Annotated in this window: 13 protein-coding genes; 5 read left to right on the top strand and 8 right to left on the bottom strand. The window is 40.3% G+C overall.

All coding sequences use genetic code 11. From position 1 onward, the window contains the following. The first annotated feature begins 90 nt into the window (after positions 1 to 90). Genes SCB77_RS21245 through SCB77_RS21235 form a run of 3 tightly spaced genes read left to right on the top strand, consistent with a single transcriptional unit; the run spans position 91 to position 3,337 of the window. Positions 91 to 2,535 (top strand): serine/threonine protein kinase, encoded by a 2,445-nt coding sequence (locus SCB77_RS21245; RefSeq protein WP_320184011.1) that lies wholly within the window; start codon positions 91 to 93, stop codon positions 2,533 to 2,535. Next, complete coding sequence (locus SCB77_RS21240; protein WP_320184010.1) at positions 2,532 to 3,065, top strand: MauE/DoxX family redox-associated membrane protein; 534 nt, start codon at positions 2,532 to 2,534, stop codon at positions 3,063 to 3,065. The genes SCB77_RS21245 and SCB77_RS21240 overlap by 4 nt, the downstream gene beginning before the upstream one ends. A gap of 11 nt (positions 3,066 to 3,076) precedes the next feature. Then, positions 3,077 to 3,337, top strand: coding sequence for a DUF6520 family protein (locus tag SCB77_RS21235; protein ID WP_320184009.1), 261 nt, complete (start codon positions 3,077 to 3,079; stop codon positions 3,335 to 3,337). Positions 3,338 to 3,423: 86 nt separating this feature from the next. Here the strand turns inward: SCB77_RS21235 and SCB77_RS21230 are convergent, their stop codons facing one another. The 3 genes from SCB77_RS21230 to SCB77_RS21220 are packed head-to-tail and all read right to left on the bottom strand — an operon-like array spanning position 3,424 to position 9,119. Next, positions 3,424 to 4,821: a TlpA family protein disulfide reductase gene (locus SCB77_RS21230; protein WP_320184008.1), complete on the bottom strand. Its 1,398-nt coding sequence runs from the start codon at positions 4,819 to 4,821 to the stop codon at positions 3,424 to 3,426. Beyond that, positions 4,808 to 6,196, bottom strand: a complete 1,389-nt coding sequence (locus SCB77_RS21225; protein ID WP_320184007.1) for a RagB/SusD family nutrient uptake outer membrane protein — start codon at positions 6,194 to 6,196, stop codon at positions 4,808 to 4,810. Before SCB77_RS21225 ends, SCB77_RS21230 begins: the two co-directional genes overlap by 14 nt. A 10-nt stretch (positions 6,197 to 6,206) precedes the next feature. Further along, positions 6,207 to 9,119 (bottom strand): SusC/RagA family TonB-linked outer membrane protein, encoded by a 2,913-nt coding sequence (locus SCB77_RS21220; protein WP_320184006.1) that lies wholly within the window; start codon positions 9,117 to 9,119, stop codon positions 6,207 to 6,209. A 745-nt stretch (positions 9,120 to 9,864) separates the two neighbouring features. Between SCB77_RS21220 and SCB77_RS21215 the strand changes: the two genes are divergently transcribed. Beyond that, entirely contained in the window at positions 9,865 to 10,401 is a 537-nt protein-coding gene (locus tag SCB77_RS21215) for a hypothetical protein (RefSeq protein ID WP_320184005.1), read from the top strand. Between the two features lie 408 nt (positions 10,402 to 10,809). Here the strand turns inward: SCB77_RS21215 and SCB77_RS21210 are convergent, their stop codons facing one another. After that, entirely contained in the window at positions 10,810 to 11,304 is a 495-nt protein-coding gene (locus SCB77_RS21210) for a JAB domain-containing protein (RefSeq protein WP_320184004.1), read from the bottom strand. Between the two features lie 310 nt (positions 11,305 to 11,614). After that, entirely contained in the window at positions 11,615 to 12,466 is an 852-nt protein-coding gene (locus SCB77_RS21205; protein ID WP_320184003.1) for an RteC domain-containing protein, read from the bottom strand. 325 nt (positions 12,467 to 12,791) lie between these two features. Between SCB77_RS21205 and SCB77_RS21200 the strand changes: the two genes are divergently transcribed. After that, on the top strand, positions 12,792 to 13,340 hold the full coding sequence (locus tag SCB77_RS21200; RefSeq protein WP_320184002.1) for a hypothetical protein: 549 nt from the start codon (positions 12,792 to 12,794) through the stop codon (positions 13,338 to 13,340). A 355-nt stretch (positions 13,341 to 13,695) separates the two neighbouring features. Here SCB77_RS21200 and SCB77_RS21195 read toward each other — a convergent pair whose 3' ends face one another. The 3 genes from SCB77_RS21195 to SCB77_RS21185 all read right to left on the bottom strand — a co-directional run bounded on the left by SCB77_RS21195 (position 13,696) and on the right by SCB77_RS21185 (position 15,382). After that, on the bottom strand, positions 13,696 to 13,956 hold the full coding sequence (locus SCB77_RS21195) for a hypothetical protein (RefSeq protein ID WP_320184001.1): 261 nt from the start codon (positions 13,954 to 13,956) through the stop codon (positions 13,696 to 13,698). A 293-nt stretch (positions 13,957 to 14,249) separates the two neighbouring features. Then, on the bottom strand, positions 14,250 to 14,483 hold the full coding sequence (locus SCB77_RS21190) for a hypothetical protein (RefSeq protein WP_320184000.1): 234 nt from the start codon (positions 14,481 to 14,483) through the stop codon (positions 14,250 to 14,252). A gap of 101 nt (positions 14,484 to 14,584) precedes the next feature. After that, positions 14,585 to 15,382 carry an SOS response-associated peptidase gene (locus SCB77_RS21185; protein WP_320183999.1) on the bottom strand — a complete coding sequence of 266 codons (798 nt, stop codon included), beginning with the start codon at positions 15,380 to 15,382 and terminating at the stop codon, positions 14,585 to 14,587. Positions 15,383 to 15,673: the final 291 nt, after the last annotated feature.

Here is a 15,673-nt window from a genome sequence, read left to right as displayed (position 1 = left end):
CAAATATTAGCCCTTTGCTAATGACGAACAAAGCTAATTTTACAAAAGGAAACGATTAGAATGGTTAGATCGACTTAAATCTAATAAAAGATGACCAACAATAGCGATAAATCAATAACTCAAGCGGCTACAAATAGGAAAAGTACGTTAGCGTCCTATGATGCTCTATTAACAGGAACTGACATATCCTTTGAAAAACGGCATCCATGGCTCGTAGTCGGAAAGCCAGACTTTAACGATAAGTTGGTTATCTGCTTATCCATTTCGATAAAGCATGCAGATCTGATATTAACGGCTGTACTTCCAATTCTAAAGCAGCAAGAAGCTTCCTTTATTTTGGTTACAGATCAATTACAACACAACCGAATCAATAATCATGCATTTCCTTTGGAACTATTTGGTAAACCACTGATCATATTTCCCAAAAATCTGGATATTACAAAAAGACTATTGAAAGATCTACTTGCAGTAACAAACGACTTTAGCGCTTTAATATTACCAAATTGCCTTCAAGTTGGAAATATATGTTACGTTGCGTTCAGTACCAGAATATCTTATGACGCTAATCAACAATTCCCATACAAATTTATCATCACCCAAGAGCTTTCTGAATCTCTTTACGAAACTGCAATTCTCAAAAAAGCAAATATCTCTAGATTTATTGGAGGCCGACATATACCTTTTAAGCTCATACTAAGTAGCCATAAAGGTAACATAATTAAAGGAATTGATATCCGAACCATGCGATGGAGCTTCATTAAGCAAGCCCGCGACTGGGCTGGAGAAGACATCCATGGTAGGCAAATGAGAGACAGACTGTCTTGGCAGATGAGTCTTGCAAACATTTTGCAAGACCAAATAAACGTCCCAAAAGCTATCCAACTAATAGAGTCCAGCCATTATAGTTATTTAATAACCGAATATATTGATGGCCAATCGCTTGACGCACTAGTCAAGACAGGCAAGAGCGACGTATCAAACATACTATTCATTATCAAGGAAGCAGCAATTCAAATCCAGCAAATGCACGCTTTTGGTTACATTCACCGAGACATAACCGCAAAAAACATCATCTTTAGCGCCAGTGGTAAAGTTTACTTAACTGATCTAGAGCTTGCCTACCCCATTAATGGAGCAATGTTCCCTCCGTTCGAAAGCGGCACGATCGGCTATATGTCAACGCAGCAAACACTAGGTCTTGATCCCCATCCCGCTGATGATGTTTTTGCCTTTGGGGCACTGCTCTACTTTGCCTTTAGCAACGAGCATCCCAGGTCACTTTGTAATATCAGCGAGGAGGTGCGCAACAATAAGATCTATGCATGCGGTGCCCCCCATGATATTCAAAACTTTATACAGGCCTCGCAATCGAATTTTACGCAGCATAGACCACAAATCCAAGAATTGGTAGCGATTCTGCAAAAAGAATCTGATAACGTGGAAAACAATGCATTCTATACAGAACCCATTTTCTCGCTAAAGAAACAAATTGCCAAAAGCTCGATCATTATTCTATTAGCTGTACTGAGCGTTTATATCCTTTGGCAAACAAGCGGTGATAGCAACCTTCAAGGAAATGGATTCGAAAGAATGTTTCTAAACCCGGCGGTACAGCCGTCGAAAGAGATCAATTTACCGATTGAAGTCGCATATATCGCTGGTCTATATACAGACTCGATTTATCTAACATCAACTAATCAAGGACAGCTCTTTTCTATCGGCAAAAACGATAGTCGGTTAAATGAAAGTACGCCATTTGCGGAGTATCAATTTAAAAGCCAAATAGAAAGTAAATCGATTATCTCGGTCACACCCTATGGAAAATTTCTAATCAACGGCACAGGAAAAACACTTGTGAGCAAGGGTATTATAGACTCAAGTATTAAAATAACAACCACAAGTGAGCCGTTCAGCCGCGCGATTCCGATAAATGATAGTCTTGTGATCCTTAGAAAGGCTAAACCAGGCATACGCGATCAAGTGTTATACCTTATCAATCAACGTAATAGTCAGATTGTTAGAGAAGCTAGGGTGACTCCCAAACGACATGACGGAGGTTACAGCACGGCAGGACTGTTAGCATATGACACAGTTACAAGGCGAGCAGCCTATGTCACACGCTACGCAAACCAAATCACAATGTTGGATCATCGCCTAAATATTCTCACTAAAACCTCAAGCATAGACACTTTTTCCTCGTACCGCACTCAGGTTGCCAATGTTAAAAGCCGAAATAGTGAAACCGTTAGTAATAAGGGGCCACAGCTTTATGTCAACCGGTCTATAGCGATGAATGAAGGTATTTTATTCATAAAAAGTGCCGTGCTTGCCGATAACGAAGATACAGAAAGCCAAAGGAGCATGACCGTTCTCGATCTGTACGATCAGTTGGATGGCAAGTATTTTGGTTCATTGAGACTCGATAAAGGTGACGGAAGTCGGCTACGCAACTTCGCCGTTTCGGATAATAAAATCTACTGCCTCTATCCTCAGCGCTTAAAAATTTACAACATCCCTTCAATACCAATGAAATGAAGAATCTAACGATCATAAACTTCGCAATCTCGACAATCTTAGGTCTGTTGATGCTATATTCTGGTAGCTCAAAACTATTAGATTTCCATAATTTCACAGAGCAGATCGATAAAAGTCCTTTTCTTTACAACCGCTTTGAAATACTACCTGTGCTGCTAATCACCATCGAAACTGTACTAGGCGTATTGTTATTGACTCACTATAAAAGAAAGCTAGTCCTGTACTTCCATCTATACTTGATGAGCAGCTTTACTGTTTACATCTATTTGATGATGCAAAAAGCCTCCTATTTACCCTGTGCCTGCATGGGCATTTTTGAAAGCCTCAGTTGGCAAGAGCATCTTTGGGTAAACATCATACTGGTAGTTTTAAATCTCATCGCGATTTTCATCGGCACAGACTTAAACAAAGAAGAACAATACAAAAATCATAAACAACGAATTACCGGTAGTTACAATACGATACGTAGGGCCAGTCCGTCCGGCGCTACAGATCAAATGGATAATGGGCGGAATAGTCAATATTTCTAAATTTAAAAGCCATGAAAAGAAAAATTTTAACATTGGCCGCGGCAGTTGTCGCAATTGGAGGAGCATTTGCGGGAAGTTCAAATGCTAAAAAACTAGTTGTTCAGCAAGGTTGGTACCGAAGCCCCATGCCGGCAGAAAATGCTATTCCTGAAGCAACAAGCACTCTTAGTGCGAGAGCACAATGTGAGGACAACACATTGGAAACCTGCTTGTATCATTTTGAGGCTAATGCTACTGAGTGGGATACCACTATTAATGGCACCTTTAACTAAAGTCTTAAAGCAGTAGACTTGTCCTAACAAAAAGCACCGCAAAGCAATGCTATGCGGTGTTCTTTGGTTTAGGAAGTTGATAAAAATTATTTGAGTACTAATACTCTTACTTTTCTCTTCTCTTCTATTATCATTATTCCTTTCTCCTCAAGTGCATGCACCAATTTATCGTCAGAAGTCAAACCATCGGCAACAAAGTCGATATTGCCGCTAATTTCAGTTTCATCTATCAAAGGAAGCCAAGGATTAATTGACCTTGATCTATAATTAATCCCGCAAACCCGCAGCGCATACATCAGTTGATCAAAAGGTTTATTAATAACGGAAATCGCAGTCCCTCTTTCGACGATTAATTGCGGTCGCCGACCGCTTGACTTTAGTGCAGCTGCATCAACCGTTTTCAAAACGATCCAATCGAGTTCACGCGTTTCGTAAACCGCCGTCAATCCAAAAAAATTATCAAGATCTCTTTTCATGTAAGTAAACATAAGGGCACTATCTTCTTTTGCTTTTGGAAGAATAAGGCGATAACTATAGGTATGCGTTTTCTCCCACTTTTTAAACTTAGCCATATCGTCCATATTGGGATAAGTCACCGTGGAATCTACACAATCGATAAAGAACAATTCTTTGTGCAATCTATCCCTTCGAACACCGAGATACGCCATTTGATAAAGTCCAGCAATAGAATAGTTGGTAAATTCCATAAATCCTTTTTTATCTCCTGGTTTCGAGAATCTACTCATTTTGGTCAAACGCCAATCGTATTTAGAGATCTGTGATCCAGCCATGAGGTTACTGTCTATGGATAACATTCGAGCCCCCATCCGTCCTATTTCAATACTATCGACAACCATACCTTTTAAATCCATCATATCTTCGGAGTCATCCTTTTGATAAGCGTTAGTTTTGTCTCCAGCGAGTAATTCCTTCACATTCTCTTCGGTGAGTCCGTCCATTCCGGTGATAGAATGCACTTTGTGGTGTCTATCGAGCCAAACATAATGTGGCAGAAATTTATGCGGAAACCGCAGTATCATCGAATCTTTCGAATCGAACATGGCAGTACTCAATTTAAACTCTGGACGTAAACGGTAAAACTCTTTGATCTTGCTTTCCTTATCATCGCTGAACAAAAGAACCTTTAGTTCATCTTTATATTTCTCTTGGATTGCTTCCAGCTTCGGAAATGATGCCACACAAGGTTTACACCACGTAGCCCAAAAATCTATAATAATCGCCTTTCCCTTATAGTCGGATAGTCTAATATCACCATCATCGACATTACTAATTACTGAATCATACTGAAAGTTTGAAACTTGGTCACCAATCTCATATTTTACGGGATCGGTTATCTGTTGCGCCCTACTATAGACAACCATCAGTAGGTACGCTGAGACCATCGTCACTTTACCAATTGCAACCAAATAAATATTTTTCGTCAATTTATACTTATTGATACTCCTCATTTTAATATCCATCATTTTGTACTAAATTAGAATTAGTTAATAGTTGCGTTAGTGGTATAGGCCACCAAGCATCGGTAGGCTTCCAATTACTTCCCTTTAAGGGGCCTACTACTGCATCAATGCGACCTTTCCTTTTCAGATCAAACCAGCGGTGGGCACCCCAATCAGCAAACAGTTCCCTATAGCGTTCCGCTTCTACATTGGCTAGCACTTGTTCAGTAGAAGCACCAATCGGTAAATCTACAATTGATGCACGTGCACGAATGACATTCAAATCATCGATTGCTGGCGTCAACTGGCCAAGTTCAGCTCTAGCTTCTGCCCTAATCAAGAATTGCTCTGCAAGGCGAAGCATGACCGTATATTCTGACCTACTGGACATCGGCGCCGAGCGAACTCTATATTTGATGGAGTAATAATGAGGTCCAATTGACTTAATGCCTATCCAATCCGCACGTCGACGATCTGAGGGATCGAAGCTTTGATATAAATTTTCATTGATTAAGAATTGCGGCAAACTATTATCATTTGCATTGATCGGTAAATAACCCGCGGCAGGTGTATGCGCCGAATTACCTGTAGAAGGTGCCATTTGCCATATCACTTCATTACTTTCCTTCAAAAAAACGTCACTAGGTGACGCCTCCAACGAGTATAGTCCTGAATTGATTACCACTGTTGCCGCTTGCTCTGCAAGCTCCCATTGCTGGCGAAACAAGTATACCCTTGCTAGCAGTGCAAATGCCGAAAGCCGATTAGGTCTGGCACGTTCAGATGCTAGATACATATCGTTCATATTTTGCGTAGCATACTCCAGATCCGTAACAATCTGCTCGTAGATCTCGTCGATGGGCGTTCTACCGATCACTTCATTAACGCGATAATCTGAACTTGTTACTAGAGGAATACTTCCCCAACAATTTACAGTATGGAAATAGAGCAAGGCTCGCATAAACCGTGCTTCTCCTATCAAACGTGATTTCGCAGTAGGTGCTATATTGTCCGCTCCTTCAATCCCTTCCATCGCGCTATTACACTGATAGACGTGCTTATAGATATTGTTCCATGTCCTCAGGATGGTTGCATTATCAGCAAGTATGTTGCTTTGGTCGAATTGCATTAAATCCTGATTGGTTAATGTGTAACTCAGTTCACCAGCACTAAGTCCAGCAAGACTACTTAGGACAGTCACAAAGCCACTGCTACTGGAAATCATGTCGTTGTGAATACCAGCAAGGGTCAGCGAAGCAGATGCACTATCGGCAAAAATCACCGAGCGATCTAGACGATCGTTTGGGGGATCAACCTCCAGCCAGTTTTCACAACTTATAAAAAGCAAAAGTCCTAGACCAAGAGCAATTGCCATCAAAAAATTCTTCAAGTTATTCATGATAAAATAATTAAAAACCTAGATTTAACCCTATGGTGTAAACAGCCATTGGAGGAAGCGTCGAAGTTGCACCTGTCTCCGGATCCATGCCAAGGAAATTTGTGATTGTGAACAGATTCTGTCCTTGGGCATATATTCTTAGTGAACGACACCTAAGTTTGCTAAGCAACGTTGGTGGCAATCTGTAGGATAAGTGCAAATTTTTCAGTCGAACAAAAGATGCATCGGTAAGCACTCCATCGGAATAGTTCACAAAATTGTTATACGCCCGAAGTGCTTCGCCAGTTGTAGTAAAACGCTGAAATTTTCCCTGATCTCCTTCGCTTTGCCAGCGATCGAGCACCTGTAGGGGTTGATTTCTACGGATACCGGGTGCCGATCCCGTACTAAAACCTTGGTAGTAGTTATATCCTTGTTGCTTAACGAACTGTAACAAAAAGCTAAGATTCCAGCCTTTAAAGGAAAAATCATTGTTAAATCCACCAAAGTATTTAGGTGTTGGATCAAATAGAACCGTTTGATCCGTCGGCACAACCGTGCCGTTAAATGTATATTGTCCAGAAGTCGGATCAACGCCGATAAATTGAAAGTGTTTGCGAATGGACAATGGCTGTCCTAAAACCAAGGTGTTAGCGTAACTTGATGTTTCCAGCCCCGGAAACTCGAGTAATTTATTACGGTTGAAGCTAACATTAATCGAAGTTGTCCATAAAAAGTTATTACCTAACTTCGGATTTGCCGAAAGCACAAATTCCCAGCCTGAATTCTCTACCAGTGCACCATAGTTTCGTAATATGCTTGAGAATCCCACTTGACTTGGAAGCCTGTAATTAACCAGCTGACTGTCGCTTCGGTTACGAAACCAATTCGAAGCAAACTGTATCCGGTCCGACAGAAAGCCAAGTTCTAGGCCGAACTCCAACTTGTTATTTCGCTCCCAAGAGTAATCGCTATTAAACAGTCTAGCAGGCAAGTATCCTATCTCTCCTTGATATGGATAGGAAACCGCGCCATAGTTATCGAGATACTGGTAGTCACCTATTTGATCGTTACCCGTCACACCATAGCTTCCTCGAAGCTTTCCGAAGCTTAAAAATGCTAACCGATCTTGCAGTAAACTTTCCTCACTAAATATCCAACCAATGCCAAGTGCCCCGAAGTTTGCTACCTTTCGATCTGGTCCAAAACGACTACTCCCATCGCGTCTTCCAGTCAAGTTGAACAAGTATTTCCCATCATAGTTATAATTGACCCTTCCAAAGAGGGCTTGATAACGATAATCCACCTTCGAACTTTCGCCATCAATCTGGCTGGCAAAAGCGATGGCTTCCATTACCCCATCATTAGGAAAACCCGAAGCCTCAACCAGCTGCATATTTCGCACATCGCTTTGCATAGTCGTCCCCAACAAGACATTAAAGCGATGACGATCCAATTGTAAAGAATACTCTAGCTGAGGTTCTATGATCCAACTTTTACTCCTAGCATTAGAAACGCTCGTATTGGGTGCGATACTACTTGAATTTGGATCGATTGCGGCAGCAGGCCAAGTATCAATTTGATCAAGCTGAATAAGATTGTATCCACCAGTTACACGTACAATCAAACCATCAAGTAGTCGATACTGCAAATTAGCGTTGGCAAGTAGATTGTCCGTTCGCGCGGATGTCTTACGCTTCAGATAGCTAAGCGGATTAGAAAATGTTCCACCATTTTCCTCCCAAACCAAATTTCCATGGTCGTCAAATAATACGGGATGATTTGGAGGCAAGGTGATAGATCCCGTTAAATCGTTTCCCGGAAGTTCATTATTATCTATGCTAAAATTTGAAGAAAACATTGCAGAAAAGCGTTTATCGGCAGAACGATGTGTCACGCTCATGCTCGCGCCTCCTCGATTGTTGTAATAGCGTCCAGGATATACTGCACCTTGCCTATTATAATTAGCCCCCACAAGATACTGAGTGAGCTCACCCCCTCCAGATAAACTAAAGTTTGCATTGGTAAAGTGAGCAGTTCCTCCAATGAGATACTCCTGCCAATCGGTATAACGTGTTGTATCCCATAGCAACAGATCAGGTGCATTGATTCCTGTCGGTTCGATCCTGTCATTTGCGAAAGCTTCTCGGCGCATCATTAAATACTGTTCCGTATTGAGTAGGTTGAGCCTAGGGTTAACTTTTCCGATTCCGTGAAAAACATTAGCTTCACCTCTCATCACTCCTTGCTGCCCCTTCTTTGTCGTAATCAGCACCACCCCATTAGCACCTCGACTTCCATAAATAGCCGTTGCATCGGCATCCTTGAGCACATCAATACTTTCGATATCTTGCGGATTGATATTATTCATTGGGCTCTGACCGCCGTTTGCAAGTGCGGTCATACCGCCATTTAGCTGAGAATTGGGAAAAGGAACCCCGTCGATCAGGAACAGCGGCTCACTGCCTTGGGCAATACTATTTCGCCCCCGTATCTGCACGGTAATTCTAGATCCAGCATTACCACTATTTTGCGCTACCGTCATTCCCGGCACCCTTCCTGCAAGGCTAGCGAGAGGATTCGAGACTGGCTGCTTTGCAATTTCTGATCCATTAACCGAGACTACGCTTCCTGTATTTAAGCGGCGAGAAACTGTACCATAACCGATCACTTGGACATCATCGAGCGAATTAGAAAGTTGCTTTAAACGGACTTTAAAGCCTTCTTTTAGCTCCGTATTTAGGTCAAAAGGAACCTCTTTTTTTTCACAACCTGTTCGGCTAAACACTAGTATACCTCGCCTATTATCTACTGATAAGCTAAAATTCCCGAGACTATCAGTAATACCAACTATACGCCCCCCTAAAAGTCGTATTGAGGTTCCATCGAGAGGGCGTTCGTTTACTTCATCAACTACTGTCCCTCTAACATAAAAAGTGCCCATCTGTTGTGAAAACGACAAAACGGGCATTAGAAATAAAAATGTAAAACAGATTAAAGGGCGACTGCACGTTCCCCTAGTGTAATATAGATAAGAAATCAACTTTATATTTTTGATTATCGGAGGATGCACGGTTCTCAAAAGTGCATACCAGTTCCATTTGCGGAATTTTCGCATTCTATTGTTGTTTGAGCAAAGACAATAGTTGACACACCGAAGATTCTGCAGCTATCCCCAGCCTATTACAATTATTGAATTGCGGTTAAAAAGTAAGTAGTAAAGGAATGCGAGTTAATTGCGGAATTTCATATTTCAGCATAAAAGGCTATTCGCTGCGCATCCATAAGCAAGTTGCGACCTAGGTTATTCAGGCGCGCAAATCAAGTTCTTGTACAATTGTTTTTTTAAACTCATACTCATTATAGTTAATGAGTCCCGACAATTGCCCCAGTAAGCGATAAATGTGGGGCGACAAGCCGTGGTTGCGAAAAAGTTTCTGAAGCCTAACGTAACACGGACTAACAGTAGCCCCACATCTATCTTATGCAACAAATATAGTAAATGTTAACAATAAGGATAGACATGGGTATTATAACTACTGCCTTGCGTTACGGCTTCAGAATATGCAACCGCAAGACTCTTAATTAAATACACCAATCAATATCAGTAATTCAAAAATACGAAATAAATCACAAAAAAAGAACATAATGTCACTTTTTGTAATCTTCAACAGATTGAAATTTAGCCAATGCGCAATATCAATCTTAAAACAATAACAAAAAATATACTAACGCTAATCGATTATTCAGGAATGAGCGATCTAGATTTTGCCAACATATTAGAAAAATCTGATAGAACCTTAAAAAGAATGCGAAATGGAGAAGCGGAATTCAATATTGATGACGTCAATTTATCAGTGTCATTTTTTGGGTCCCAGATTGCGGATCTAAATAAAGGTAATTTTCTAGCAAAATCACATTTTCGCCATCATCTCATTGATAAGCATAAAAATAACACTGAGTATTCAGTTATCTTAAAAAAACGACCTACTATTACTTTTGCTATCCAGTATTATCTTATGATTGACCCTGCTTTTGCACAAAATGGTTATTCGGTTAATGAAATCAAGACCTTTTTTGAAAAGCTATCATGGAAATATAGTAGTGCATACATCTCAAGTGCTATGGCACGAAGTAACCCTATGATACAAATAAGTGGAACCAAAATAGTTAGAGGCAAGAAAATCAATATTTACAAGCCGCAAACGTCGCTCGCAAGTGAATGATAAAGGATTGAAAATCTATCACTTTAAGACGAATTATACAAATGAAGACCGTAGGAAAATTATCTTTGCCTTTGTTGATTCCTCATCTGGTTTAGGATATAGTTCTCCATAGCCTTTTCCCGAATCCGATTCGATCGTCTTTTATCAATCCGCTTAAAAATGATATAAACTGTTAAGACCCAAATTCCAATCCCTATAGGATAAAGCAATAATACCTTACCCGAGGCGACTCCGCCAAGCATCACGAGTGCGGCAAGCACCGTCCCAATGCAGAAAAATGCGATGTATCTCATAATTTTTGATTTTTTAAGATGTAATAATCTATCCATTTCAATGAATCTTCTAATAAAAAATATGTAAACAACATTCTAGCTGAAGCGAACGACAATTAGCTTAGCTAAAAAAGGACTATAAGTCCCCTTCATCCCTAAAAGAGTAATAAGAATCTTCGGTTAGGATTATATGGTCATTAAGTTGTATGGCCAGTAATTCGCCCGCATCTGCTAATCTTCTAGTTAGTACTCTATCCGCGGAACTCGGTTCGCACGTACCACTCGGGTGGTTATGAGCCACTACGATGGAAGAAGATCTTGCTAAAAGTGCTGTAGAGAATACAATTCTGATATCAATCAATACCTGATCAAGACCTCCCTCTGCTACTTTATAATAACCGATGAGGTCAAGTTTGGTCGAGAAACATAGCAAGTAAAAGCTCTCTCGAATCGTCAGCTGATCTTCATCCCATATTGATCGAAGGATTTGGCTAACTTTTAGCGAGCTATTGATCTGCTTAAATCCAGGATCTTCCAACCTGATGGCTTTCTTGTAGCTCAATGTAAGTTCATTGGCATAAATTCCTTTGTGCTGGGTGTTACGGTTCTGAAAATCTAATGTAGTTTGCATAATGAAAGAATTGAAGTGAAAAAATTATTAACACCTCATCCCTACGAGCCAAGAGATTGAAAAGCAAAGAAAAACGTCAAAAAATGACGAAGTGTAGGAGGCTCCAACTCGACCGGTTGGATACCCATTTTTTGATTTTTTTATTAAGATCAGACTGTGCATGGGGGCGCATCAATCTGGCGAAGTACCTTTGTGTATAGATAATTTGTCCTCGGGTTCCATGTTACCTATCGATCTCAAGATTATGGATTACTAAAGCTATCTAGTGAGAAATGGCACATAAGGCAATAGGAATCAACATCTCGTCTAATTACGAATTTCCGGTTTGAATGCTCCGTTCAATTGCCTTACTCATTTCATCAAGAAACTTTGTGTGACTAATTTTCTTCCGTCTTTTAATATCAAGGAAGATTCGATACGCTTGTCGAAGATCGATATTCAAGCTGTCCTCGAGCCATTCAATTATTTCTCCAATATCCGCCTTTCCATCATTTATCCTTCCGGTCAGATAAAGACCGTACACCAACTCTACCAGTTCAGCTTTGTCTCCAGACCACCAGCGCCTCTTGCGTTTTAAAGCGGTGCTTAACGCTAGTTCCTCATATCTATTTTCTAGAAGCTTTAAACGCGAGAGAATAAAATCACGAGTCATTTCCATTGCTCGGAATTTAGCGAACATAAAGTCCATACTGGAGGAATACCTACGCAATCGGCCACTAACCGACTCTTGACCTAACGGAAACTTTCCTATATTCTTGCGAAGGAAAAACGCGGCATCCTTTGCATCTTCTCCGGTAACGTAGTATTGGTAAAGAAAGAGATGCCTTTTAAAAAATCGTTCGATAGCAGCCAACTCATCTTTGTAATAAGTGTTGACGACTTCTCGCGTGCCAATAGGTTCAGCGACCAACAATTGGTGCAATTCGAGCACATAAATTTGCCAAGATTGAAATTTTGGTTTCACATACTTAAAGAAGTTGATTTCCGCTGGCTCATCGCTGATCGGATGCGCATCGAGATAAGCAAAAAGCATTTCCATAGTATCTTCGATACATTTAAGTGAAGCTTCCAAACGTTCAGGGGAAGTCTCCGTCTGCGCAGAAAGACGATCCAACTCCGCGTACATGCTATCATAAAAGTGTTCAAATACCTTTTCGAACATAAGCGTAACTACTTTAATAATCAACGATCTCAAAGCTCGGCACTCTAAAAAAATAAATTCGCCAAGTTACCTCAATGGGCAAAAAATAAGTTTTGGCTATAAAATCATGATGGAGAACATAGGGCAGCCACAAATCTAACCCCATGTCATGTATTCGCCAATATACGCCAATAGACATTTGGGTACAATTACAAAAAAGTGAACATGTAGTCATTTAGAATAACAAACATTACTTATGATATTTCATTGAAACAATAATAAAATAATTACTTTTACTACAATGATCCCATACCATGAAGAAGTAGAAACCTCAAGTGATACAATTATGAAAAGATACCCATATATTTTAGCCGCTACACTCCTATTTTTTGCATTACTTTCCTCTTGCAAAGGTGATGATGCTGCCGCCCCTACACAAGCTGAGAAAAAGATTGTCGAAACTCGCTTGAAATTTGGATCGACCTATGGTAGTCATGCCCTTTACCTATCGGCTCAGGGGACGAGTATAAATGGAGGATTAAGCCCAGACTTCAATTTTATTGGTCTAGAAACTCAGGAAGAAGGTAGCATTATTCACGAAGCAAGCGTGATAAAAACCGCTACGTATTCTAGCATTCCTTCAGATGAAGTCCGATTTAAGACTTCCGAGCCTGTTTCTACACTGAGTGTGGCTATCGCAGCTCCGTACCAGATCTTCGTTGATCCGAATACTCCAACAATGAACTTTACCATTGAATTCTATCTAGATGGGAAGAAAGTTGCCTCGGCCAGCGAAAATCCATTTCCTTCTAACTCACCTGGCAAGGTTTATGTTTTTGATGTGAGCGATCCAGAAAACATTATTGTGTCCTATCCACCCAGCGTTGGGAACTAAGCTCATGGTAACCGAAAAGTTAGTTGCGAAAACAAGTCTTCCTTAACAATATCTTAACTTACCATAAGTTTGAAAATATTACAAATCTTACTATTTTCACGCCGAGAATTAACGTTTGTCAGGCGGCGGGTTTATATTGCGAATCATTAAGCTGACAAACCGTGGCAGACAATTCGGGATAGGTTTGGTTTCATTTGCTGTGTATATTATGCCTTTCCCATTGTCTGACTGGAATAAACAAACACATCACAAATTCACTTATTTAACCACAATCTGCTTTTTTTAATTAATCGCCATCTTTAACAGCGGTAAATTAATGGAGCAAGGCTTTATTTCGATGACATTAAATGCCTAATTACAATCTATACCGCAGCGAAATTGCTCTGTAAATTTCATGTGCAAGTAGTTGATCATGATCCGATCCACTAAAGTACCATCTACCCTCACGCATAATGAGCACCTGAACTTGGCCATCCAATAAAACCTTGATTTCTAAGTCCTCTTTACGAAGTCCCTTCTGCAAAAGCTGAAAATTATAATCCTGCCCTTTATAAAATACCCGCAACGGTTGTCCTTTATAGGGATAGCTGCTTGATGTTCCGACTGTCTCTTCCATATTTGTAGTTTTCGAAACTACGAAATACCCTAAAAATATTAGCAAAAAAAATATTAATATTATTCCCGTAGTATTTTGGTGGTGTAAATGTTCGAACAAGTCACCATGCAATCTTAGCTAAATAAACGCCAACTAAATTATTGAGCGGCGATTTAATCCATTTCTATTTGCTCAAAAGTATTCTCGGATTGCTACAGGTAACAAAGAATATGGAACTAAGTTTTTCATCTTTAATTTGCTCTTTATTTTGCCAGCCGCAATAATATCAATGTACTTAGACCGAAACAATTTTCCTATTGTTCGGGAGTTCGATACATCGGCTCAAGGAATACCTGTCCAATTAAATAATCCTCATGTATGTTCTTTATAGCATCATCAATAATCAAAAAATGTGGCTCATGGAGTGGAATGGAAATCCTGCGCATAAACTCATTATTGAGATCCATTAACTCCGCTACATCAATTGTCTCTGGATACCAAACGAGATCCTCATCGGATAATGGTGAAATGGAGGTCAGCACTTTCATAGTTAAGGTTACGAACATAGCGAGACAATTTAAAACACGCATAAGAGGAAACTAAACCCTAGATTCCATAACGTAAATATCAAATAGCATAATTGATCTTGCTAAAAAAGAGACTGCTGCGGAGAATCTTGCCCCAAAGGAGGTAATCCTTCCCATCCAAAAGGTTCGTAACGACGTTTACCGTCTGGTCGCTCGGGATAGCCCCGCAGGGTATATACGGGATAGGCCTCAAGCGCACCGCTGGGCATCTCAAAATTAAAGATGGGCAGCATTTCTTCTTCAGAAATATCATTTAGCCATTGCTTCTCCAAATCTTCCGGAAGAAATAAAGGCATGCGGTGCTTGTTGGGTCCATCATTATGAATTGTTGCCATCACATCGTTTGCTGATCGCGTCAGCATACCGAAACTTTCCACTTTGTGAATCTCTCCATGTTCATCCACCATCTCATGCCACTGGTACAAACCGGGAATAAAAAACAATTCACGACCAGCCTCACCGATATAATAAGGTACCTTTTTCTTCCAGCCATTTACCTTTCGATGTTCAAAGGTGCCAGACACCGGAATTAGGCATCTTTGGTTTCGTAATCTATACCAATATGACTTATGATCCTCCAATATACGTTCGCTTCGCACGTTGACCATATTACGCCTACGATCAGCCTGTTCCTTGGGATCTTTCAAATAAGTTGGCAATCCCCCCCATTCCATCTCGATAAGACCTAAACCCGATCCTTCCTTGTCTTTATAGATAATGGGATACTTTGGAAAAGTGATTGCTTGTACGTTTTCGAAATAGACATAGTTGTAATCAAAGTCGTAGCGCTCATCACGCACAGTTTTAAAGATGGCTTTAGCCAGTTCGATATCGGTATGGAGTGAAATATCCCAGCACATAATGAAGTGTTTAGTTGACTAATAAACGAAAGATAAGAAACATTTCCCGTAATCCAATCTTGGCCGTTACGCCTGTAAAATCAACCCGGCGCTAAATCAAGTCGTTACCTTTTCATACTAGATTAAATTCATATGTACACTACGGTAAAACCAGTACAGTATTATGATGTCAAAAAACTAATATCACGGTATATCAATACAAAACATGTATCTTACCATGGAACAGGGATCGTAGCGTCATCCTTTTAGCTAAAAGATACAGCAAAGAGCCCAGCAGTTCCCCCATATTTC

The organism is Sphingobacterium bambusae, from assembly GCF_033955345.1.
GTDB classification, from domain to species: Bacteria; Bacteroidota; Bacteroidia; order Sphingobacteriales; family Sphingobacteriaceae; genus Sphingobacterium; species Sphingobacterium bambusae.
Note: the sequence above shows the minus strand (reverse complement) of the source record. Positions and strands in the feature narration are given on the sequence as shown.